Raw genomic sequence first — 22,579 nt, 5'->3', positions numbered from 1 at the left:
TTTTTGTCCTGAATGATGTTTGACACTACCGAGGTGTACTATTTTTACCCGAGTCGCTAATTTTTGCCGCAAGGTGCTAAGCCGCGAGGAAAGCGAAGCTGAACAGGCTGCCGCCCGTCCACAGGTGACGGTGATCCCGCGTGAGCAACATGCTATCTCCCGCAAAGATATCAGTGAAAATGCCCTGAAGGTAATGTACAGGCTCAATAAAGCGGGATACGAAGCCTGGCTGGTTGGCGGCGGCGTGCGCGACCTGTTACTTGGCAAAAAGCCGAAAGATTTTGACGTGACCACCAACGCCACGCCTGAGCAGGTGCGTAAACTATTCCGTAACTGCCGCCTGGTGGGTCGCCGTTTCCGTCTTGCTCATGTGATGTTTGGCCCGGAGATTATCGAAGTCGCAACCTTCCGTGGACACCACGAAGGTAACGTCAGCGACCGCACGACCTCCCAACGCGGGCAAAATGGCATGTTGCTGCGCGACAACATTTTCGGCTCCATCGAAGAAGACGCCCAGCGCCGCGATTTCACTATCAACAGCCTGTATTACAGCGTCGCAGATTTTACCGTTCGTGATTACGTTGGCGGCATGAAAGATCTGAAAGACGGCGTTATCCGTCTGATTGGTAACCCGGAAACGCGCTACCGTGAAGATCCGGTACGTATGCTGCGCGCGGTACGTTTTGCGGCAAAACTGGGTATGCGCATCAGCCCGGAAACCGCAGAACCGATCCCTCGCCTCGCTACCCTGCTGAACGATATCCCTCCGGCGCGCCTGTTTGAAGAGTCTCTTAAGCTGCTACAAGCGGGCTACGGTTACGAAACCTATAAGCTGTTGTGTGAATATCATCTGTTCCAGCCGCTGTTCCCGACCATTACCCGCTACTTCACGGAAAATGGCGACAGCCCGATGGAGCGGATCATTGAGCAGGTACTGAAGAATACCGATACGCGTATCCATAACGATATGCGTGTGAACCCGGCGTTCCTGTTTGCCGCCATGTTCTGGTATCCACTGCTGGAAACAGCACAGAAGATCGCCCAGGAAAGCGGCCTGACCTATCACGACGCTTTCGCGCTGGCGATGAACGATGTGCTGGACGAAGCCTGCCGTTCACTGGCAATCCCGAAACGTCTGACGACTTTAACCCGCGATATCTGGCAGTTGCAGTTGCGTATGTCCCGTCGTCAGGGTAAACGTGCATGGAAACTGCTGGAGCATCCTAAGTTCCGTGCGGCTTACGACCTGTTGGCCTTGCGAGCTGAAGTTGAGCGTAACGCTGAACTGCAACGTCTGGTGAAATGGTGGGGTGAGTTCCAGGTTTCCGCGCCGCCAGACCAAAAAGGGATGCTTAACGAACTGGATGAAGAACCGTCAGCTCGTCGTCGTACTCGTCGCCCACGCAAACGCGCACCTCGTCGTGAGGGCACCGCATGACAGTGGCATATATTGCCATAGGCAGCAATCTGGCCTCTCCGCTGGAGCAGGTCAATGCTGCCGTGAAAGCCTTAGGCGATATCCCTGAAAGCCGCATTCTTGCCGTTTCTTCGTTTTACCGCACCCCACCGCTGGGGCCGCAAGATCAACCTGATTATCTGAATGCTGCCGTGGCACTTGAAACCACTCTCGCGCCCGAAGAGTTACTCAATCACACACAGCGTATTGAATTGCAGCAAGGTCGCGTCCGTAAAGCCGAACGTTGGGGACCGCGCACGCTGGATCTCGATATCATGCTGTTTGGTAATGAAGTGATAAATACCGAACGCCTTACCGTTCCACACTACGATATGAAAAATCGTGGCTTTATGCTGTGGCCGTTGTTTGAGATTGCGCCTGACGTGGTGTTTCCTGATGGGGACAATTTAGTTGGTCTTTTAAAAACAAAAGGCTTCAGTAAATTAAATAAATGGTAATTCATTTTTGCACTGAATATAAATTTTTTCTGAAAATACCCCCACCTCAATTGCCAAATCAATTCGATTAAGATAATAAGAGTTATCCTTTATTGGATATTAATATCTCTGAATACTCCCACCTTCCATACACCATCCTTCACCATTTTAAAATTTAGTTTTACTTAAAATCTAATTAAGTGGATTTATAATATTAGATATGCACAATATGCGGCTTAATGATGAATGGTTGTAACATTTGGTAAGTTCAGGCATCTATCATTAACAAACTTATTTGTTGCACATTCGTTATGTATTGACGCCGGTGTTACAAGATAAGTCATCTGCTTATGGAATATTATTCAAGGATTTTTATGTCTAAAAAATTAGGTTTTGCCCTGTCCGGCCTGGTGCTGGCAATGGTTGCAGGTTCTGCTTCAGCTGCTTTAGATGGTGGTCAGTTAAACATCAGCGGTCTGGTAGTAGATAATACCTGTGAAACGCGTGTTGATGGCGGCAATAATGATGGTCTGATCCTGCTGCAAACCGCTACCGTTGCCGATATCGATGACGGCGTACTGGAAACAACCGTTGGTGCCAAAGCTAAACCTTTTAGCATCACTGTTGACTGCAGCAAAGCTAACCCAGCACCTGGCACTACCGCTGATATGACGTTTGGCACCGTTTTCTTTGGTAACAGCAAAGGTACGCTGAATAACGATATGTCCATCAACACCCCGTCTGTTGGTGTGAATATCGCTCTGCACAACATTGATGGTTCTACTATTAAACAAGTTAAAATCAATAACACAGGCGATATCTATTCAAAACCGCTGGATGCCACATCAAAATCTGCAACGTTTGATTTCAAAGCCTCTTACGTTCGTGAAGATGCAAGCACGGCTGCGACCGCTGGTTTTGTAAGAACCAATACAGCATATACCGTAACTTACCGGTAATTATTCATCAATCAAATGAATTGATTGAATTTATATAGGGAATAACATCCGTGAGAAAGACTCCTGATGTTTATTCCCTTGTTCCTATTAACTCTGTCAGGGATGGTTTATGTTTTTAAATACCAAACATACAGCAGCATTTTGTATCGCGGCTTGTATGGCTTTTAGCGCACCAGCGTTAGCGGATATTGTAATTTCTGGTACGCGTGTCATTTATAAAAGTGATCAAAAAAGCGTAAATGTTCGTCTGGAAAATAAAGGCAATAATCCTTTACTTGTTCAGAGTTGGTTAGACACGGGTGATGATAATGCCGAGCCAGGTTCTATTTCCGTGCCATTTACTGCAACTCCCCCCGTATCCCGTATTGATGCAAAACGGGGTCAAACCATCAAACTGATGTATACCGCCAGCACTCCTCTGCCAAAAGACAAAGAAAGTGTGTTCTGGTTTAACGTGCTGGAAGTTCCGCCAAAACCTGACGCCGAAAAAGTGGCTGATCAAAGTCTGCTCCAGTTGGCATTTCGCACCCGAATCAAACTTTTTTATCGCCCGGAAGGTTTAAGTGGGAATCCTTCTGAAGCTCCGCTAGCCCTGAAATGGTCCTGGGCTGCTGCTGGAGGCCAAACGGCATTACGCGTTTCTAATCCAACACCTTATCACGTCTCTTTTAGTAGTGGCGATTTGGAAGCCAATGGCAAACGCTATCCGCTTGATATGAAGATGGTTGCGCCATTCAGTGACGATGTCATCAAGATAAATGGTATCAGCGGCAAAACCGCCTCAGCAAAAGTGCATTTCTACGCCATTAACGATTTTGGTGGCGCAATTGAAGGCGAAGCCAGGCTGTAATTTGGCAAAGATATAACGTAGCAGGAAGCAGAACGTGCCCTATAAAACAACGATAATTCATCACAACCTCACGCAGATCGCTACGTTTTGCGCGCTGCTTTATAGCTCCAGTTGCCTAAGCGCAGAACAAGTTGAATACGACCCAACCTTCCTGATGGGGCAGAATACTTCCAATATTGACCTTAGTCGATACAGTGAGGGCAACCCCACGCTACCGGGTATTTATGACGCAAGCATTTACGTTAATAATCAACCAGTTACAAATCAGAGCATCCCTTTTATTGTTGTTGAAGGGAAGAAAAATGCACTGGCCTGTATCACGCTGAAGAATTTGTATCAGTTTCACATTACGCCACCAGAGGCGATAAGCGAAACAATCGTCTTGCTTGAGCGTGATGAAGAACTGGGCGATTGCCTCAACATTGCGGCAATGATTCCACAGGCATCTGTCCGTTATGATGTGAACGATCAACGTCTGGATATTGATGTTCCCCAGGCATGGGTAATGAAGAATTATCAAAACTATGTTGATCCTTCATTGTGGGAAGACGGTATTAACGCCGCCATGCTGTCTTACAACATCAACGGTTATCACAGTGAAAGTCCTGACAGGAAAAATGACAGCATTTATACCGCATTTAACGGTGGCGTAAATTTAGGAGCATGGCGCTTGCGCGCCTCAGGTAACTACAGCTGGATGACCAATTCTAATGGCGATTATGATTTTCAGAATCGGTATCTACAACGCGATCTCGCTTCATTACGCTCACAACTAATTATTGGCGAATCATATACCACTGGTGAAACATTTGATTCGGTCAGTATTCGCGGTATTCGCTTTTATAGCGACAGTAGAATGTTACCTCCGGCGTTGGCCAGCTTTGCCCCGATTATTCATGGCGTCGCCAACACTAACGCAAAAGTTACCGTTACTCAGGGCGGTTATAAGATCTATGAAACGACTGTACCGCCTGGCGCATTTACCATTGATGATCTCAGTCCATCAGGCTATGGCAGCGATCTGATCATCACAATTGAAGAATCCGATGGAAGCAAACGCACTTTTTCACAGCCATTTTCATCGGTAGTACAAATGTTACGTCCAGGCGTTGGTCGGTGGGATATCAGCGGTGGTCAGGTATTAAAAGATGATATTCAAGATGAGCCTAACTTATTCCAGGCCAGCTATTACTATGGTTTAAACAACTACCTGACGGGTTATACAGGTATTCAACTTACCGATAATAACTACACCGCAGGATTACTGGGGCTTGGCCTTAATACCAGCCTTGGCGCATTTTCTGTCGATGTGACTCACTCCAATGTCCGCATCCCGGACGATAAAACATATCAGGGACAAAGTTATCGTCTTTCATGGAATAAATTGTTCGAAGATACACGCACTTCATTCAATATCGCAGCTTATCGTTACTCAACACAAAACTACCTTGGCCTCAATGATGCTCTGACTCTGATTGATGAGGTAAAGCATCCAGAACAAGATCTTGAACCGCAATCCATGCGCAATTACTCACGCATGAAAAATCAGGTTACGGTAAGTATTAACCAGCCTCTGAAATATGAAAAAGAAGATTACGGTTCGTTTTATCTTTCCGGAAGTTGGTCTGACTACTGGGTTTCCGGGCAAAGTCGGAGCAATTACTCAATAGGTTACAGTAATAGTGCATCCTGGGGCAGTTATAGCATCAGTGCACAGCGTTCATGGTCTCAACAGGGTGAAGACGAAGACAGTGTTTATCTCAGTTTCACCATTCCTATTGAAAAGCTTCTGGGTACAGAACACCGCGATTCTGGCTTTCAGACTATTGATACTCAGTTAAATAGTGACTTTAAAGGCAACAACCAACTCAATGTCAGCAGCAGTGGTTTTAGTGAAAACAATCGTGTCAGTTACAGCGTGAATACTGGCTATACGATGAATAAATCCAGTAATAATTTGAGCTATATCGGAGGCTATGCCAGTTATGAATCCCCCTGGGGTACGTTGGCTGGTTCAGTTTCCGCAAGTAGCGATAACAGCCGTCAATTTTCTCTCAATACTGACGGTGGTTTTGTACTACATCGCGGTGGTCTGACATTCAGTAATGACAGTTTCAGCGACTCAGACACACTGGCAGTTGTTCAGGCCCCTGGAGCAAAAGGCGCTCGCATAAATTACGGTAATAGTACGGTCGATCGCTGGGGCTATGGCGTTACCAGTGCGCTTTCTCCTTATCATGAAAACCGCATTGCTCTGGATATTACAGATATTGAAAATGATGTTGAATTGAAAAGCACCAGTACAGTTGCCGTACCACGTCAGGGGTCAGTGATCTTCGCCGGTTTTGAAACGGTACAGGGACAATCTGCCATTTTGAACATTAAACGCAGTGATGGTCAAAACATTCCTTTTGCGGCAGATATATATGACGAACTAGGCAATGTTATTGGCAATGTTGGTCAAGGTGGTCAGGCTTTTGTTCGTGGTATCGAACAACAGGGAAATATCCAAGTTAAATGGCTCGAAGAGGGTAAACCTGTCAGTTGTCTTGCCCATTATCAACAAAATGCAGAGCCAGAAAAAATAGCACAAACGCTTATTATCAATGGGATTAGTTGTCAAATTCAGTAACCATAAGGGATGCAAATGATAAAAATGATACCGCATAAATTAGTGATACTGATGGGATTGCTATTATCACCATCAGCGTTCGCTGAAGATATTAATGTTGATTTTACGGCAACAGTTAAAGCAACAACCTGTAATATCACTCTGACTGCATTAAATGGCTCTAGCGTCACAAATGATGGAAACGATAATTACACATTAAGAATGCCCAATATGGGGCTGGATAAAATTGTTAATGCAGCAACAGAAGCCCAGGCAGACTTTAAATTAGTTGCCAGTGGGTGTAGCAGCGGAATCAGTTGGATCGACACTACCCTGTCAGGTAATCAGTCCGGCACCTCTCCAAAACTGATTATCCTACTTGCATCGGATTCCTCCTCAACAACCGATTATATAGGTATGGGAATAAAAAGGCAGAGTGCAGATGATTCAACATTTCTGAAACCAAACAGCGCAGAAAAAATTCGCTGGAGTTTAACAGAAATCAATACCAGTGGTCTTGCAATGACCGTTGCGCTACGCGAGACATCGGCAGGACAAGGCGTTCCAGGAAACTTTCGCGCAAAAGCGACATTCAATTTCATCTATGAATAATAAGGATGACAATAATGATAAATAAAAAATTACGTTCTGGATTATCCATTGGTTTAGCTCTGGCGGTATTTCAGTTCACTAATCCTTTATATGCGGCTACAGATAGCCTTGGACTGACCGTTGTTACTACTGTAGAGATGGGGACCTGCGACGCAAAGCTGCTCAATGATAGCAATCAACCCATATCTGTTGTGGAATTTGGTGATGTTTATATTTCTGAAATCAATGCCAAATCCAAGATTAAAACGTTTAAATTACAGTTTAAAGACTGTGCAGGTATTCCTGGGAAAAAAGCCCAGATTAATCTGACTAAACGCGCAACTTGTGAAGGAATAAATAACGATGGTCCCGGTTTTGCCAATGGTTCTACCGGCACAGGTAAAGCAAGCGCCGTTGCCGTAGAAGTCTGGAGTACGACTACTCCCGCAGTAGGCAATGCGGCACAATTTAGTTGCGTTGCACCTGCAAATAAAGAAGTCACGATCGCAACTGCAACGGGCAATAATGTTGTGGATTACCCAATGAGTGCCCGCCTGGTAGTGGATAAAGACAAAACTGTCAGTAATGTCACCGCCGGAACCTTTTCTGCTCCGGCAACATTCACCGTAACCTACAACTAACAGGCCATCATATTCAGGAACTCACCATGCATCCCACCCAACGTAATATGATGAAAAAAACAGGTTTGTTTTTGTCTTTAATATTGTCCACGGCCTCTCCCGCTATTGCCGGCATGGATATTGATATGACGGCAAATGTAAAGAATAGTACCTGTCAAAGCGGAGTCAGTAATCTGGGTAATATCGATCTGGGGGTCGTCGGTGTGGGATACTTTTCCGATAATACATCCCCAGAAGATTATCAACCTGGGGGAAAAGAATTTACAGTTACTGTTACAGACTGCGCATTTCAGGAAACAGGAGATGTTCTCAGTCAGTTGCATATAGACTTCAGAGCACTCAATGGCGTGATGGCAGCAGGCTCCCAACAAATTTTTGCTAACGATAATGCGGCAGGGGCGACTAATGTCGGCGTAGTCATTTTTTCCATCCAGGATCCGGCAAATAAATTTAATGTTCTAAGTAGTACAGGAACTTCTCGATCATTCTATCCAGTAATGACATCAGCAATGAATAATTCCACCTGGAAATTTTATGCGCGAATGCAAAAAATCAATACTTCCGTGCCTATAACATCCGGACAAGTCACCAGTAATGTCTTAATTGATATTTATTATGAATAAATACGCTGATATTGGATAAGATAATTTTATGTTCAATGGAGTGATTATGAAAGCAGTGTTTCATTTTTTAACGTTTATATGCGTGCTGATTTTGAGTGTTACAGCAAAGGCTAACAACACCAGTATTATTGCTGGTAATGAATCGATCACCAAGATGAGTGGTCCTTCATCTGGAGGTCGGGCGACATTTCGTTATTCGGCGGGTACTAACAATCTTGTGTTTTATAAGCCAACCCAACTCGGCCCTACGGGGGTAACTCTTAAGTTTGCTGAAGTAGACTCCGCAGGGACTGATGGTGATGGTTTAATTTATTGTAATACCAGTGGTCGTGCTAGTGGCGAACCTATGACAATTGAGCATAAGATGGTTGATTCCGGTAAAAGTTATGGTGGGCACAAGTTATTTGAAACTACCGTTCCAGGTCTCTATTACACACTAAAAATATCAAGAGTCTGGTCTGCCTGGAATACTACAACCAATATAAATGAAGTTTACATTGGTGACCAAACCGCATACGTTTTCCGCTTCACTATCACCAACTCTACTCTCCGGAGATATTGCAATGACTATGCCAATAAAGAAGGAACATACTGGTCTATTGGCGGGATAGTCCAGGATCTCACTATTGATTTTTATACTGACCAAACATTTAACCCAACGGCCAATCAGCAAGTTGGATTAAAGACCACTTCAAATTATTTATATAGTTTTAAATCCTATGGTGCTGGACAATATATCAGCAGTGATTATATCTACATCGACTTTAACCTGGTAAATTTACATATTACGTTGCCCACCTGTTTTACTTCCGTACTTACCGGCCCCACCGTCAGTGGTTCAACGGTTAATTTAGGGGAGTACACTGCGGGACAAATATCTTCAAATTCAGCGTCGCCAGTCCCCTTTGATATTTCTCTGCAAAACTGTATTCGCATACGCAACATTGAAGCAAAAATGACATCGACAAAAGTTGGGATTTCAAATCGACAGTTGCTGGGTAATACATTAACAAGTTCAGATAGTGCTACGGGCGTTGGCGTTCTTATTGAAGGCTTACCCAACTCTGTACATTCACAAAAAATTATTCTCGAACCAAATAACAATAGTTCAGTTTACAAAGATTATGAATCTGAAACTGACAGTAGTGGTGGTATTTATCCTGAAAAGGATCGGGGAACTTCCCAGCCCCTTCATTTCCAGGCAACATTAAAGCAGGATGGGAGTAACCAGATTACCCCAGGGGAATTTAAAGCGACCAGTACTTTCCAGATCACCTACCCTTGATTCACATAAGGCACATCCTCAGGCAACTGACGATGTGCCCCACTAAAACGATTGCCCCCCCTTCTCCGCCTGATAGAATGCCAACAGATCTGACATTAGCCATCAGGACACGTTATGAAACCGACTACCATTTCCCTGCTGCAAAAATGTAAACAGGACAAAAAACGCTTCGCCACCATCACTGCTTACGACTATAGCTTTGCAAAATTGTTTGCCGATGAAGGAATTAACGTCATGCTGGTGGGTGATTCCCTTGGAATGACGGTTCAGGGACATGACTCTACCCTCCCCGTCACTGTGGAAGATATCGCCTACCACACAGCCGCCGTTCGTCGCGGTGCGCCAAACTGTCTGCTGCTGGCTGACCTGCCATTTATGGCTTATGCCACTCCTGAACAAGCATTTGAAAACGCCGCAACTGTCATGCGCGCGGGTGCGAATATGGTCAAAATCGAAGGCGGTGCCTGGCTGGTAGAAACAGTTCAAATGCTGACCGAACGTGCCGTTCCGGTGTGTGGGCATTTGGGCTTAACGCCGCAGTCGGTGAATATTTTCGGCGGTTATAAAGTGCAAGGGCGCGGCGATGCAGGCGACCGTTTACTCAATGACGCATTAGCGTTAGAAGCCGCAGGCGCACAATTGCTGGTGCTGGAATGCGTGCCGGTTGAGCTGGCAAAACGTATTACCGAGGCGCTGGCGATTCCGGTTATCGGTATTGGCGCGGGGAATGTAACCGACGGACAAATCCTCGTGATGCACGACGCATTCGGCATAACCGGTGGTCACATCCCTAAATTCGCCAAAAATTTCCTTGCCGAAGCGGGCGACATCCGCGCTGCTGTACGGCAGTATATGGCTGAAGTGGAGTCCGGCGTTTACCCGGGCGAAGAACACAGTTTCCATTAAGGAGTCACGTTGTGTTAATTATCGAAACCCTTCCGCTGCTGCGCCAGCAAATTCGCCGCCTGCGTATGGAAGGCAAGCGCGTGGCGCTGGTGCCTACCATGGGTAACCTGCACGATGGCCATATGAAGCTGGTCGATGAAGCCAAAGCCCGCGCCGATGTGGTCGTCGTCAGTATTTTCGTTAACCCGATGCAATTCGACCGCCCGGAAGACCTGGCTCGCTATCCACGCACCTTGCAGGAAGACTGCGAGAAGCTAAACAAACGTAAAGTGGATCTGGTTTTCGCTCCATCAGTAAAAGAGATCTACCCGAACGGTACAGAAACCCACACCTATGTTGACGTTCCGGGGCTGTCCACCATGCTGGAAGGCGCTAGCCGTCCGGGACATTTTCGCGGCGTTTCGACCATCGTCAGCAAACTGTTCAACCTGGTCCAGCCGGACATCGCCTGCTTCGGTGAAAAAGATTTTCAGCAACTGGCGCTGATCCGCAAAATGGTTGCCGATATGGGCTTTGATATTGAGATTGTCGGTGTGCCAATTATGCGCGCCAAAGACGGTCTGGCGCTCAGTTCTCGTAACGGTTATCTGACGGCAGAACAACGCAAAATTGCGCCAGGTCTGTACAAGGTTTTATGTTCGATTGCAGACAAATTGCAGGCTGGAGAGCGGGATCTTGATGAGATTATTGCTATTGCAGGGCAAGAACTGAATGAAAAAGGTTTCCGCGCCGATGATATTCAGATTCGTGATGCTGACACGTTGCTGGAAGTCACTGAAAACAGTAAACGCGCCGTGATTCTGGTAGCCGCCTGGCTTGGCGACGCTCGCCTGATCGACAACAAAATGGTCGAGCTGGCGTAATATTTAACTGGCGCTACGGCTGATGGCGCCAGTTATTCATTTGCCCACGTCATGGCGATGACGTCTGTAAGCAATTATTCATATCGCAGGCAACTTAGTTAATCAGCTTATCAACCTCAGCAAAAGGTAAATTTGCCATTTCTGCAACATCGTCTCGAGACATCCCTTTACTCAAAAGACGCTTGGCGAATTCCTGCCTTTCCTCTTGTCTTGCCTCCTGTCTCCCTTCCTGTCTTCCCAGCTGTATCCCCTTCTCAATGCCCTTCTCAATGCCCTTCTCTTCAAACCACTGCGCCAACGTCATCATAGACTCCCCTCCCGATTCCCTGTCTCTCACCACACCGTAAAACAAATCCGCTTGTTCAGTATGACCGCGTTGCAGCATATAGTTTTGCATGGCAACTAACTGACTTCCGCTAGTGTACCCTTCGTCAATCAGCGTGACCAGTTGCTCCAGCAATAACATTAAGTCGCGCTGGCGAATATGTTTTTGCAGCAGTTCGAGGATCGCAATCCGCCGGTGCTGCATGATTTCGTCATCCGGCGTGATGGTGATATCCACCAGCGGGAAAGGGTTGTTGTAGACGCGTCGCGCCAGTTCCGGTGAGTAAAACATATCAAACCAGCACATTGAGAGCGGGTAAGGTGTGGCCTCGCCCTGATAAAACAGAATCGGCACCACCAGCGGCAGCTTATCGTGGTCAGCCTCCAGATGTCGGTGCATGGCGGCAATAGAGTAGCGCATCATACGAAAGGCCATTTTTTTGTCCGGCTTGCTTTGATGCTCAATCACGACATACAGATAGCCGGGATTACCCAGCATTTGCACGGAATAGAGCACGTCGGTGCTGTGCCCTTTCAGGCTCTCTTCGATGAAACTTCCCGACTCCAGATGCAGCGTGTTGAGATCGCAGATCTCACGCAATTCCTCAGGCAGGTGTATGTCGAGGAAGTCGCGAGCGGTATCCGCATGCATTAAAAATTGTTTAAACACCGCGTCATGCGGCGTGGTACTTGGTGCGTCCATCTTACCTGCCTTCCGTGTTGTCTTGCGTGAAGGCAGTATCCAGTCAAGGCACGCAGTCGTCAGCCGCCTCTTTGTTGTTTACCGAGCAGCGTTCAGAGAAATTTCAATCGGTTACAGGCGTTGCATGGCGGGCTTCGGCGCGGTACGCAAACTGCTGATGCAAATGCCGTCAGATGAGTAGACACTAAACAAAAATCGGGCAATACTGCGTGAGAATTTTCTCAAAGCAGGCTCCGCCTGCTTCGTTAACGACAGGGTAGAAAGGTAGAAGTTATGATTCGCACGATGCTGCAGGGCAAACTCCACCGCGTGAAAGTGACTCATGCGGACCTGCACTATGAAGGTTCTTGCGCCATTGACCAGGATTTTCTTGACGCAGCCGGTATTCTCGAAAACGAAGCCATTGATATCTGGAATGTCACCAACGGCAAGCGTTTCTCCACCTACGCCATCGCGGCAGAGCGCGGTTCGAGAATTATTTCTGTCAACGGCGCGGCAGCTCACTGCGCCAGCGTCGGCGATATTGTCATCATCGCCAGCTTCGTCACTATGCCAGATGCCGAAGCCCGTACCTGGCGGCCAAACGTCGCCTACTTTGAAGGCGACAACGAAATGAAACGTACCGCAAAAGCGATCCCGGTTCAGGTTGCCTGATAATCACCCCTGCGGCTGGTTACTCACCAGCCGCGACATCGTCTCCAGCGAATCCGTTCTTAAGATATAAAGCCGTTTTAGCAACAAGGGATTATCCCCCGGTTTAACTTTACCTTTCATGGTCGTCACCGCCAGATGAAATCCGGCATCATTTGCCGCTTTAACCGCTTTGTCATTAAATCCGCCAAACGGATAAGAAAGATACAATACATGCGGATTAAATTGCGTCAGCGCCCGACGTGAACGTTCAAAATCAAACAAAATATTATGCTCACTGCGGCTAAGTAATATGGGTCGGCGATAACCATCAACCCGATGTAAAAAATGGGTATGTGACTGGAAATCAAAAACATCGCTGACATCATGCAGTTCAGAAATACTCATAAACTGTAATGACTGCGGATTCCATTTCTGTGGATGACGTTTGATGCGAGAGGTAATAATAAATGCCGTCGCCTTCATACCGTATTTTTTCAGAATGGGATATGCATACCGACTCACCGACTTCAAACCATCATCAAAGGTCAGCACAACCGCGCGAGCGGGTAGATTCATCGAATTACGCAGATATCCTTCCAGTTGATACAAGGTCAACGTGGTATATCCCCTGTCGCGCAACCAGGTCATCTGGTTATTGAATGCACGTACCGACGTTGTGGTCGAAGTATGGCGAAAACGGGTATTCTCTTCATCGCGTAAAATATGATGGTAGGTCAATACAGGAATACCATTATCCTGCTGCGCATCCAGCGCACTGATATAGGCCAGACGTTCGCCAATACGAATTTGATACCAGGTTTGATTCAGGCGATCTTTCAATTTATTGATAATGGGATAACGCAAGTTATCGGCCAGCACGCCAAATGGCGCACTGCCTGCATCGGGCGCGTTATATACCGGCGTATCTTTCCAGGTAATAAGATTTTGGTTGCTCAGTGGTTTATTCAGATCGCCCAGACCATCTTCAACTTTTTGCCGCCCTTGTACAGGTTCAAGATGACCTTTATCAATATACACCCTACCAAAACCAAAATTGAATTCATAATAATCGGCTGCGGTTGGGATGACCGAAATAATCTGCCCGGCACGAATGTTACCGACAGTTACCGTGTTGTCGCCAATTTTTCCCCAGATAGTCGCATCCTGAGTGGTTTGCATATAACGCGTGGGAAGTGCTGCGCTGACAGCTGATGAAACCAGCAGCATCAGGATAATTATCTTTTTAATCATGAGGAAACTACCAGGCGAGAAACAACGCCGTTAGTGTAGCAAAATCAGAATGCGATTTAATACTCGAACCAATTGTGCTTGAGGACAAAAGGGGGATTCTTTTGTTGCTGATGCCAGAGGCTACTGACTTCTGGTGCTCCTGATGCCACGATATGCTCTCGAAATGCCGCACTGGACATTGTCTCCCGACAGGGGAGCATCTGCTCAATTAACGGTAAGGTCACCCCAGAAATGACTTCGCAACGAGAATGCTTGTGGCTTAATAACGACGCAACGCGATAAGGTGCAGCGCCTGCTATATCGGTTAAAAAAATCACCCCATCGCCAGAATCAGTTTCATGCAGAGCATCGCACATCATGCGGCTAAGCATATTTGAACTTAACCCGCGCCAGAAATTCACTGCCCGGCACTGGATAAGTGCGCCATGTTTTTTTTCCAGCGCATCCAGTATCTCTTGCGCCCTATCGTCGTGACAGGTAATAACCCAACCTAACATCGCTTTCCTCCTTAGCCGAAAATCAGTCTACCCTGACCATTGTTGATAAAGGGTGATAGCCGTCAAAACTCCCCTCCCCCGTATCCGGAGGAGAGGAGATAGACTTAGCTACGCAAGCCGCGCCCACGCTGGATCAGCGACCAGCAGATCAGATAAAACGCAATAATAAAAACAACCAGTACGCCAAAAGTAGTGACCAGCGGCACATCATTAATGCCGAGGAAGCCGTAGCGGAAACCACTGATCATATAAACGATTGGGTTCAGGTGTGACAGCCCCTGCCAGAACGGCGGCAGCAAAGTCAGGGAGTAAAAGACCCCGCCCAAATACGTGAGTGGCGTTAACACAAAGGTTGGCACCAGGCTGATGTCATCGAATGTTTTGGCAAACACACCGTTCAGCAAACCCGCAAGGGAGAACAACACAGCTGTGAGCACCAGCGTTAAAGCAACGAATACCCACGAATGCACCTGAAACGGCACAAAGAACAGCGAGATCGCCGTCACCAGAATGCCAACAAACAACCCGCGCGCGACACCACCACCGACATATCCGGCGATAATCACGTGCGTTGGAACCGGAGCTACCAGCAACTCTTCAATATTACGCTGGAACTTGGCACCAAAAAATGATGATGCAACGTTGGCGTAGGCATTGGTGATCACCGACATCATGATCAGCCCCGGTACGATGAACTGCATATAGCTGAAGCCATGCATATCACCAATGCGAGAACCAATCAGGTTGCCGAAGATAATAAAGTAAAGGGTCATGGTGATGACCGGCGGCACCAGCGTCTGCACCCAGATACGCATAAAGCGATGAATTTCTTTCGCCCAGATGCTTTTTAGCGCCACCCAGTAAAGATGCATCATGCGCGATCTCCTTGTTTTTCATTAACCAGTGAAACAAACAGCTCTTCCAGACGGTTGGCTTTGTTACGCATACTTAATACCTGAATGCCCTGCTCGCTTAACTGCGTAAACACACTGTTGATCCCCTGCTCACGCAGCACTTCAACTTCAAGCGTGGCGGTATCTACCAGTCGATACTGATAGCCATCGAGTTTCGGCAACGGGCTTTTCGGCGCCAGATCGAGAATAAAGGTTTCCGATTTCAGCTTCGCCAGCAGCGCCTTCATCGAGGTATTTTCCACCAGCTCACCGTGTTGAATAATGCCGATATTGCGGCACAGCATTTCTGCTTCTTCCAGGTAGTGCGTGGTGAGAATGATGGTGGTGCCTTTGTCGTTTAAATCCTTCAAAAAGCCCCACATTGAGCGGCGAAGTTCGATATCCACACCTGCAGTTGGTTCGTCAAGAATCAGCAGTTTAGGTTCATGCATTAACGCACGGGCGATCATTAAACGGCGCTTCATCCCACCAGATAACATACGCGCACGTTCGTTACGCTTTCCCCATAGATCGAGCTGTTTAAGATACTTTTCGCTGCGGATGTACGCTTCTTTGCGCTCTACGCCGTAGTACCCCGCCTGATTCACCACTATTTGCTGTACGGTTTCAAACGGGTTGAAGTTAAATTCCTGCGGCACCAGCCCCAACTGGCGTTTGGCGTTGACGACATCTTTTTCAAGATCGTAACCAAATACGCTGACGCGCCCGGAGGTCTTATTTACCAGCGAGCTGATAATACCGATAGTGGTCGATTTCCCGGCCCCATTCGGCCCCAGAAGCGCATAAAAATCACCCGCCTCGACCTGCAAATCTATTCCACGAAGCGCCTGAACGCCGCCTGGATAGGTTTTTTTAAGCTGTTGAAGTTCCAGTGCAATGGTCATAAATTTTTACTTACCTTACGTTCTTACACTTTATCTGTGGTTTAAATCGTCCCGGAGTTGCCCTATATTAGCCAAACGTAATTATTTGGTTACAGGTCGTTAACCTCCATGAAAGACATAGATACACTCATCAGCAATAATGCACTATGGTCAAAAATGCTGGTGGAAGAGGATCCCGGGTTTTTTGAGAAACTGGCACAAGCGCAAAAACCGCGCTTTCTATGGATTGGATGTTCCGACAGTCGCGTTCCTGCAGAACGTTTAACCGGTCTTGAGCCGGGCGAACTCTTTGTTCACCGTAATGTTGCTAACCTGGTCATTCACACCGATCTAAACTGCCTCTCCGTGGTTCAGTATGCAGTGGATGTTCTCGAAGTTGAACATATTATTATTTGTGGCCACTATGGTTGCGGCGGCGTGCAAGCTGCTGTTGAAAACCCGGAACTGGGGCTTATCAACAACTGGCTGCTGCACATCCGCGATATCTGGTTCAAACATAGCTCATTGCTCGGCGAAATGCCGCCGGAACGTCGTCTGGATACCCTGTGCGAACTGAACGTAATGGAACAGGTATATAACCTGGGTCACTCCACCATTATGCAATCAGCGTGGAAACGCGGGCAGAAAGTCACCATTCACGGCTGGGCTTACGGCATTCACGACGGCTTACTGCGTGACCTGGATGTCACAGCCACCAACCGCGAAACCCTGGAGCAACGTTACCGCCACGGGATTTCCAACCTCAAGCTGAAGCACATCAACCACAAATAAATTCGCTATGCCGGATGCAACACATCCGGCAAATCCGCACTTACTCGTCCAGCAGAATCACTTTGCCGATATACGGCAGATGGCGGTAACGCTGTGCGTAATCAATACCGTAACCCACCACAAACTCATCCGGGATCGAGAAACCGATAAATTCTACCGGGACGTTCACTTCACGGCGGGACGGTTTATCCAGCAGCGTACAAATCGCCAGCGACTTCGGTTCGCGCAGGCTTAAGATTTCACGCACTTTCGACAGTGTATTACCCGAGTCGATGATATCTTCAACAATCAGCACGTCCTTGCCACGGATATCTTCATCCAGATCTTTGAGGATTTTCACATCACGGGTGGTGGACATGCCGCTACCGTAGCTGGAGGCGGTCATAAAGTCGACTTCATGAGATACCTGAACTTCACGGCACAGGTCCGCCATAAACATAAATGAGCCACGCAGCAGGCCTACCAGCACCATATCGCTGCCGCTGTCTTTGTAACGCTCAGTAATCTGACGACCCAGTTCGGCGATACGCGCTTTAATCTCCGCTTCGGGGATCATTACTTCTACAGTATGTTTCATATCTCTAACCATATGATTTAAAAACAAATCACTTCGCACGGGCTGGCTTCGGCACCGCAGCAAAGCGCAAGACACGCAGTATACCAGTAAAACTATTCATTGGCGGAATCTGTTAATAAAGCTCAAATTGTGATGACGATCACACATGTTAAAACCTATAATTAATTGCTACTAAAATATTAATGAATTGAAATGGTGTTTCTTTATGGCAATTAACAATACCGGCTCGCGACGATTACTCGTCACGCTAACAGCTCTTTTTGCAGTTCTTTGCGGGCTGTATCTTCTCATTGGCGGAGGCTGGCTGGTCGCGATTGGCGGCTCCTGGTACTATCCTATTGCAGGCCTTGTGATGCTCGGCGTCGCCTGGATGCTGTGGCGCAGTAAACGCGCCGCGCTTTGGCTGTACGCGGCTCTGCTGCTCGGCACCATGATTTGGGGCGTCTGGGAAGTCGGTTTTGATTTCTGGGCGCTGACCCCGCGCAGCGATATTCTGGTCTTCTTCGGCATCTGGCTGATCCTGCCGTTTGTCTGGCGTCGCCTGGTCATTCCTTCCAGTGGCGCAGTTGCCGCGCTGGTAGTGGCGTTGCTGATTAGCGGCGGTATCCTCACCTGGGCGGGATTTAACGATCCGCAGGAAATCAATGGCACCTTAAGCGCCGATGCCACACCAGCAGAAGCCATCTCCCCCGTTGCCGATCAGGACTGGCCTGCCTATGGCCGCAATCAGGAAGGCCAACGCTTTTCGCCTCTGAAACAAATTAACGCCGATAACGTCCACAACCTGAAAGAAGCCTGGGTATTTCGCACGGGTGATGTGAAACAGCCGAACGATCCGGGCGAAATCACCAATGAAGTGACGCCAATTAAAGTGGGCGACACGCTTTACCTGTGCACCGCTCACCAGCGCCTGTTTGCACTCGATGCCGCCAGCGGCAAAGAGAAATGGCACTACGATCCTGAGCTGAAAACCAACGAGTCTTTCCAGCACGTAACCTGTCGTGGCGTCTCTTATCATGAAGCCAAAGCTGAAACCGCTTCGCCGGAAGTGATGGCGGATTGCCCGCGTCGTATCATTCTTCCGGTGAATGATGGCCGCCTGATTGCGATTAATGCTGAAAACGGCAAGCTGTGCGAAACCTTCGCCGATAAAGGCGTGCTCAACCTGCAAAGCAATATGCCGGACACGAAGCCGGGTCTGTATGAGCCGACTTCGCCGCCGATTATCACCGATAAAATCATCGTAATGGCCGGTTCAGTCACCGACAACTTCTCAACCCGCGAAACGTCTGGCGTGATCCGTGGTTTTGATGTCAACACCGGGAAGCTGCTGTGGGCCTTTGATCCGGGCGCGAAAGATCCGAACGCGATCCCCTCTGACGAACACACCTTTACTTTTAACTCGCCAAACTCCTGGGCACCTGCGGCCTATGACGCGAAGCTGGATCTGGTGTATCTGCCGATGGGCGTGACCACACCAGATATCTGGGGCGGTAACCGCACTCCGGAACAGGAACGTTATGCCAGCTCGATTCTGGCGCTAAATGCGACTACCGGGAAACTGGCGTGGAGCTACCAGACCGTTCACCACGACCTGTGGGATATGGATCTTCCGGCACAGCCGACGCTGGCGGATATCACCGTTAATGGTCAGAAGGTGCCGGTTATTTATGCTCCGGCGAAAACCGGCAACATTTTTGTGCTCGATCGTCGTAATGGTGAACTGGTGGTTCCGGCTCCGGAAAAACCGGTTCCACAAGGCGCAGCGAAAGGCGATTACGTTACCCCGACCCAACCGTTCTCTGAACTGAGCTTCCGTCCGACGAAAGATTTGAGCGGCGCGGATATGTGGGGCGCTACCATGTTTGACCAACTGGTGTGCCGCGTGATGTTCCACCAGATGCGCTATGAAGGCATTTTCACCCCACCATCTGAACAGGGTACGCTGGTATTCCCGGGTAACCTGGGGATGTTCGAATGGGGCGGGATTTCCGTTGATCCGAATCGTGAAGTGGCAATTGCCAACCCAATGGCGCTGCCATTTGTTTCGAAACTGATCCCGCGCGGCCCTGGCAACCCAATGGAACAACCGAAAGATGCCAAAGGCACGGGTACGGAATCCGGTATTCAGCCGCAGTACGGTGTACCGTATGGCGTCACGCTCAATCCGTTCCTTTCACCATTTGGTCTGCCGTGTAAACAGCCAGCATGGGGTTATATTTCGGCGCTGGATCTGAAAACCAATGAAGTGGTGTGGAAGAAACGTATTGGTACGCCGCAGGACAGTATGCCGTTCCCGATGCCGGTTCCGGTGCCGTTCAACATGGGTATGCCGATGCTTGGCGGACCAATCTCCACGGCGGGTAACGTGCTGTTTATTGCCGCTACGGCAGATAACTACCTGCGCGCTTACAACATGAGCAACGGTGAAAAACTGTGGCAGGGTCGTCTACCAGCGGGCGGTCAGGCAACACCGATGACCTATGAAGTGAATGGTAAGCAGTATGTGGTGATCTCCGCAGGCGGTCACGGTTCATTTGGTACGAAGATGGGCGACTATATTGTGGCTTATGCGCTGCCGGATGATGTGAAGTAATGTGTAATTCCGGATGGCGGCTCCGCCATCCGGAAAGGGTATTAAACCGTAAACCCTAACATCATCCCCGTATCTTCATGCTCCAGCAGATGGCAGTGCGCCATATAAGCATGTTCTTTCGGGGCATCATGATTAAACTTCACCAGCACTTCGCTGACATTACCTTCCACCTTAACGGTATCTTTCCAGCCTGCGCGATGCGTCGCTGGCGGTTTGCCATTTTCTGACAAGATACGGAACTGCGTACCGTGGATATGGAACGGATGCAGCATCATGTCACCCACGCCAGAAATAACCCAACGCTCGTACTGCCCTTTCGCCGCCGCAAACATCGGCTTGTTCATATCAAACGCCTGACCGTTGATTTTATTGGCATGGTGGAAATCGAACTTCCCGCCGTGGTTCATATGATTCATATTGCCGTGCCCCATATGCCCCATCATCTGGCTGTGATCCATCCCGGCCATCGCCTGATCGTCATATTTATCCATTAGCATCTGCATCCCCATCATATCGAGCATCGGATCCATAGAGAGTTGCAGTTTGCGTACCGTTAATCCGTCCAGCGAAGGTAAAGCAGGCAGGCTACTTAACGCCTCAGGTAAGGCACCTGAAGCACTAATGGCAATCGGCTGAATACGCATTACCGGATGCGGCTTGTCAAACGGCGCAATCGCCATCCCCATCTGGCTGACCGGTAGCGTCACCAGATCAAACGGTTTGTTGTCGTTAACCTCCACCAGCACTTCAAAACGCTCACCCATCAGCACCGGCAGCTCGCTCACCTTCACCGGTTCAGGCAGCAGACCACCGTCGCTGGCAATCACATACAGCGGGCGATTGTCGCTGGTAGCGAAATTGAGCGAGCGGGCATTACAGCCATTGAGCAAACGCAGACGCAGCCAGCCACGCGGAGCAGCATGTTGCGGGTAGATAGCGCCGTTGGTCAGCAGCGTATCGCCAAACCAGCCCACGGCGGCGGTCATCACATCCAGTTGATAATCAATCTGTCCGTCAGCGTTAAATTTTTTATCCTGAACAATCACCGGGACATCATCGATACCCCACTGTTTCGGCAGCATTAATTTCAGGATTTCGTCATCTTCAATCACCACCAGCCCAGCCAGCCCCATCGCCACCTGTCGCCCGGTCTTGCCGTGTTGATGTGGATGGAACCAGCAGGTAGCGGCAGGTTGATCGACGTTCAACGTCACCGTGCGTTTACCACCAGGCGGAATAATCCCCTGCGGGCCGCCGTCCACTTCCCCCGGCACTTCCAGCCCGTGCCAGTGCAACGTCGTCTCTTCCGCCAGTTGGTTATAGATATCAACCGTTACCGCTTTGCCGCGCTGTAATTTCACCGCTGGCCCCAGCAGATTGCCGCTGTAACCCCAGGTGGTCGCCGTTTTTCCGGCAAAGCTGGACTGGCCTGCGCCAATAGTTAACTGAATACGATTACGGGCATCGGTCGTGAGCAAATCAGGGATCGGTAACGTTGGACGATCCGCCGCAAATACTGTGCGGCTCCACAACGGCAAGGCCGAAGCCACGCCCAGCGCGACGGAATATTTTAAGAAATCACGACGTTGCATAGTTATTTCCTTATTCTTAAGCAGGCGAAACAAAATCAAACGTTGAGCATAGTCCTTCCCCTTACAGGAAGGTCAAGCCACAGACACAATTTAATCCACAATAATGGTCGTCGCCTCGCTCGCAGTGTGCTAACGTTTATCATCTTTAAGTCCTGGTAGAAGCAATGAAGACGTTTTTCAGAACAGTATTATTCGGCAGCCTGATGGCTGTATGCACAAACAGTTACGCGCTCAGCGAGTCTGAAGCCGAAGATATGGCCGATTTAACGGCTGTTTTTGTTTTTCTGAAGAACGATTGCGGTTACCAGAACTTACCTAACGGGCAAATTCGTCGCGCACTGGTCTTTTTCGCCCAGCAAAACCAGTGGGATCTCAGCAATTACGACACCTTCGACATGAAATCCCTCGGTGAAGACAGCTACCGCGATCTCAGCGGTATTGGTATTCCCGTCGCTAAAAAGTGCAAAGCCCTGGCTCGCGATTCCTTAAGCCTGCTTGCCTACGTCAAATAATCCCTGATACCTTTTTGTAGAAACATTGACCGTGCATCTGCGGTCAATGTTAGCTATTATGTTGCGCCCTTTTTTTACGGGTGTTAACAAAGGAGGTATCAAC

General features: G+C 48.4%; 22 protein-coding genes. 15 read left to right on the top strand and 7 right to left on the bottom strand.

Going from position 1 to position 22,579, the window contains the following annotated elements; all coding sequences use genetic code 11:
- The first annotated feature begins 40 nt into the window (after window positions 1–40).
- From pcnB to panC, 11 genes are all read left to right on the top strand, one after another.
- A complete protein-coding gene (gene pcnB / locus A7589_RS14420) occupies window positions 41–1,438 on the top strand; it encodes a polynucleotide adenylyltransferase PcnB (RefSeq protein WP_206748363.1) in 1,398 nt (465 codons plus the stop codon).
- Window positions 1,435–1,914, top strand: coding sequence for a 2-amino-4-hydroxy-6-hydroxymethyldihydropteridine diphosphokinase (gene folK / locus A7589_RS14415; protein ID WP_000215160.1), 480 nt, complete (start codon window positions 1,435–1,437; stop codon window positions 1,912–1,914). Before pcnB ends, folK begins: the two co-directional genes overlap by 4 nt.
- 353 nt (window positions 1,915–2,267) lie before the next feature.
- On the top strand, window positions 2,268–2,852 hold the full coding sequence (locus A7589_RS14410; protein WP_010358095.1) for a fimbrial protein: 585 nt from the start codon (window positions 2,268–2,270) through the stop codon (window positions 2,850–2,852).
- A gap of 109 nt (window positions 2,853–2,961) precedes the next feature.
- Complete coding sequence (locus A7589_RS14405) at window positions 2,962–3,702, top strand: fimbrial chaperone (protein ID WP_000479610.1); 741 nt, start codon at window positions 2,962–2,964, stop codon at window positions 3,700–3,702.
- A 34-nt stretch (window positions 3,703–3,736) separates the two neighbouring features.
- The gene (locus A7589_RS14400) at window positions 3,737–6,334 is read left to right on the top strand and encodes an outer membrane usher protein (RefSeq protein WP_105282914.1); all 2,598 of its coding nucleotides are present in this window, start codon (window positions 3,737–3,739) and stop codon (window positions 6,332–6,334) included.
- Between the two features lie 15 nt (window positions 6,335–6,349).
- On the top strand, window positions 6,350–6,925 hold the full coding sequence (locus A7589_RS14395; RefSeq protein WP_108188900.1) for a fimbrial protein: 576 nt from the start codon (window positions 6,350–6,352) through the stop codon (window positions 6,923–6,925).
- An 11-nt stretch (window positions 6,926–6,936) separates the two neighbouring features.
- Window positions 6,937–7,545: a fimbrial-like protein YadL gene (yadL, locus tag A7589_RS14390; RefSeq protein ID WP_105285311.1), complete on the top strand. Its 609-nt coding sequence runs from the start codon at window positions 6,937–6,939 to the stop codon at window positions 7,543–7,545.
- 26 nt (window positions 7,546–7,571) lie between these two features.
- Complete coding sequence (locus tag A7589_RS14385) at window positions 7,572–8,168, top strand: fimbrial-like protein (protein WP_000553774.1); 597 nt, start codon at window positions 7,572–7,574, stop codon at window positions 8,166–8,168.
- A 46-nt stretch (window positions 8,169–8,214) separates the two neighbouring features.
- A complete protein-coding gene (locus A7589_RS14380; RefSeq protein ID WP_000648681.1) occupies window positions 8,215–9,453 on the top strand; it encodes a fimbrial-like adhesin in 1,239 nt (412 codons plus the stop codon).
- A gap of 114 nt (window positions 9,454–9,567) precedes the next feature.
- Complete coding sequence (gene panB / locus A7589_RS14375) at window positions 9,568–10,359, top strand: 3-methyl-2-oxobutanoate hydroxymethyltransferase (protein WP_000805483.1); 792 nt, start codon at window positions 9,568–9,570, stop codon at window positions 10,357–10,359.
- Window positions 10,360–10,370: 11 nt separating this feature from the next.
- Window positions 10,371–11,222 (top strand): pantoate--beta-alanine ligase, encoded by an 852-nt coding sequence (panC, locus tag A7589_RS14370; RefSeq protein ID WP_000905367.1) that lies wholly within the window; start codon window positions 10,371–10,373, stop codon window positions 11,220–11,222.
- Window positions 11,223–11,316: 94 nt separating this feature from the next.
- Here panC and A7589_RS14365 read toward each other — a convergent pair whose 3' ends face one another.
- Window positions 11,317–12,249 (bottom strand): Rpn family recombination-promoting nuclease/putative transposase, encoded by a 933-nt coding sequence (locus A7589_RS14365; RefSeq protein ID WP_000339893.1) that lies wholly within the window; start codon window positions 12,247–12,249, stop codon window positions 11,317–11,319.
- A 273-nt stretch (window positions 12,250–12,522) separates the two neighbouring features.
- Here A7589_RS14365 and panD point away from each other — a divergent pair, with 273 nt between their 5' ends.
- Window positions 12,523–12,903: an aspartate 1-decarboxylase gene (gene panD / locus A7589_RS14350; RefSeq protein WP_000621508.1), complete on the top strand. Its 381-nt coding sequence runs from the start codon at window positions 12,523–12,525 to the stop codon at window positions 12,901–12,903.
- A 3-nt stretch (window positions 12,904–12,906) separates the two neighbouring features.
- Here panD and A7589_RS14345 read toward each other — a convergent pair whose 3' ends face one another.
- The 4 genes from A7589_RS14345 to A7589_RS14330 all read right to left on the bottom strand — a co-directional run bounded on the left by A7589_RS14345 (window position 12,907) and on the right by A7589_RS14330 (window position 16,428).
- Entirely contained in the window at window positions 12,907–14,133 is a 1,227-nt protein-coding gene (locus tag A7589_RS14345) for a polysaccharide deacetylase family protein (protein WP_000591840.1), read from the bottom strand.
- Window positions 14,134–14,189: 56 nt separating this feature from the next.
- Entirely contained in the window at window positions 14,190–14,630 is a 441-nt protein-coding gene (locus tag A7589_RS14340) for a PTS sugar transporter subunit IIA (RefSeq protein WP_000901973.1), read from the bottom strand.
- A 104-nt stretch (window positions 14,631–14,734) separates the two neighbouring features.
- A complete protein-coding gene (locus A7589_RS14335; protein WP_000972201.1) occupies window positions 14,735–15,505 on the bottom strand; it encodes an ABC transporter permease in 771 nt (256 codons plus the stop codon).
- A complete protein-coding gene (locus A7589_RS14330) occupies window positions 15,502–16,428 on the bottom strand; it encodes an ABC transporter ATP-binding protein (protein ID WP_000150637.1) in 927 nt (308 codons plus the stop codon). The genes A7589_RS14335 and A7589_RS14330 overlap by 4 nt, the downstream gene beginning before the upstream one ends.
- Window positions 16,429–16,536: 108 nt before the next feature.
- Here A7589_RS14330 and can point away from each other — a divergent pair, with 108 nt between their 5' ends.
- Window positions 16,537–17,199 (top strand): carbonate dehydratase, encoded by a 663-nt coding sequence (gene can / locus A7589_RS14325; protein WP_000651596.1) that lies wholly within the window; start codon window positions 16,537–16,539, stop codon window positions 17,197–17,199.
- Window positions 17,200–17,239: 40 nt separating this feature from the next.
- Here can and hpt read toward each other — a convergent pair whose 3' ends face one another.
- Window positions 17,240–17,776 (bottom strand): hypoxanthine phosphoribosyltransferase, encoded by a 537-nt coding sequence (hpt, locus tag A7589_RS14320; RefSeq protein ID WP_000683335.1) that lies wholly within the window; start codon window positions 17,774–17,776, stop codon window positions 17,240–17,242.
- 205 nt (window positions 17,777–17,981) lie between these two features.
- On the opposite strand from hpt, the gene gcd reads away from it, so the two are divergent.
- Window positions 17,982–20,372 carry a quinoprotein glucose dehydrogenase gene (gcd, locus tag A7589_RS14315; RefSeq protein ID WP_010356183.1) on the top strand — a complete coding sequence of 797 codons (2,391 nt, stop codon included), beginning with the start codon at window positions 17,982–17,984 and terminating at the stop codon, window positions 20,370–20,372.
- A 41-nt stretch (window positions 20,373–20,413) separates the two neighbouring features.
- Here gcd and cueO read toward each other — a convergent pair whose 3' ends face one another.
- Window positions 20,414–21,964, bottom strand: coding sequence for a multicopper oxidase CueO (gene cueO, locus A7589_RS14310; RefSeq protein WP_001189661.1), 1,551 nt, complete (start codon window positions 21,962–21,964; stop codon window positions 20,414–20,416).
- Window positions 21,965–22,128: 164 nt separating this feature from the next.
- On the opposite strand from cueO, the gene A7589_RS14305 reads away from it, so the two are divergent.
- A complete protein-coding gene (locus tag A7589_RS14305; protein WP_108188899.1) occupies window positions 22,129–22,476 on the top strand; it encodes a YacC family pilotin-like protein in 348 nt (115 codons plus the stop codon).
- Window positions 22,477–22,579: the final 103 nt, after the last annotated feature.

Origin of the sequence: Escherichia sp. MOD1-EC6475, from assembly GCF_003046645.1 — a bacterium.
In the GTDB taxonomy this organism is placed as follows: domain Bacteria; phylum Pseudomonadota; class Gammaproteobacteria; order Enterobacterales; family Enterobacteriaceae; genus Escherichia; species Escherichia ruysiae.
The sequence above is the reverse complement of the archived record's forward strand: the minus strand, read 5'-3'. Positions and strand labels throughout refer to the sequence as shown.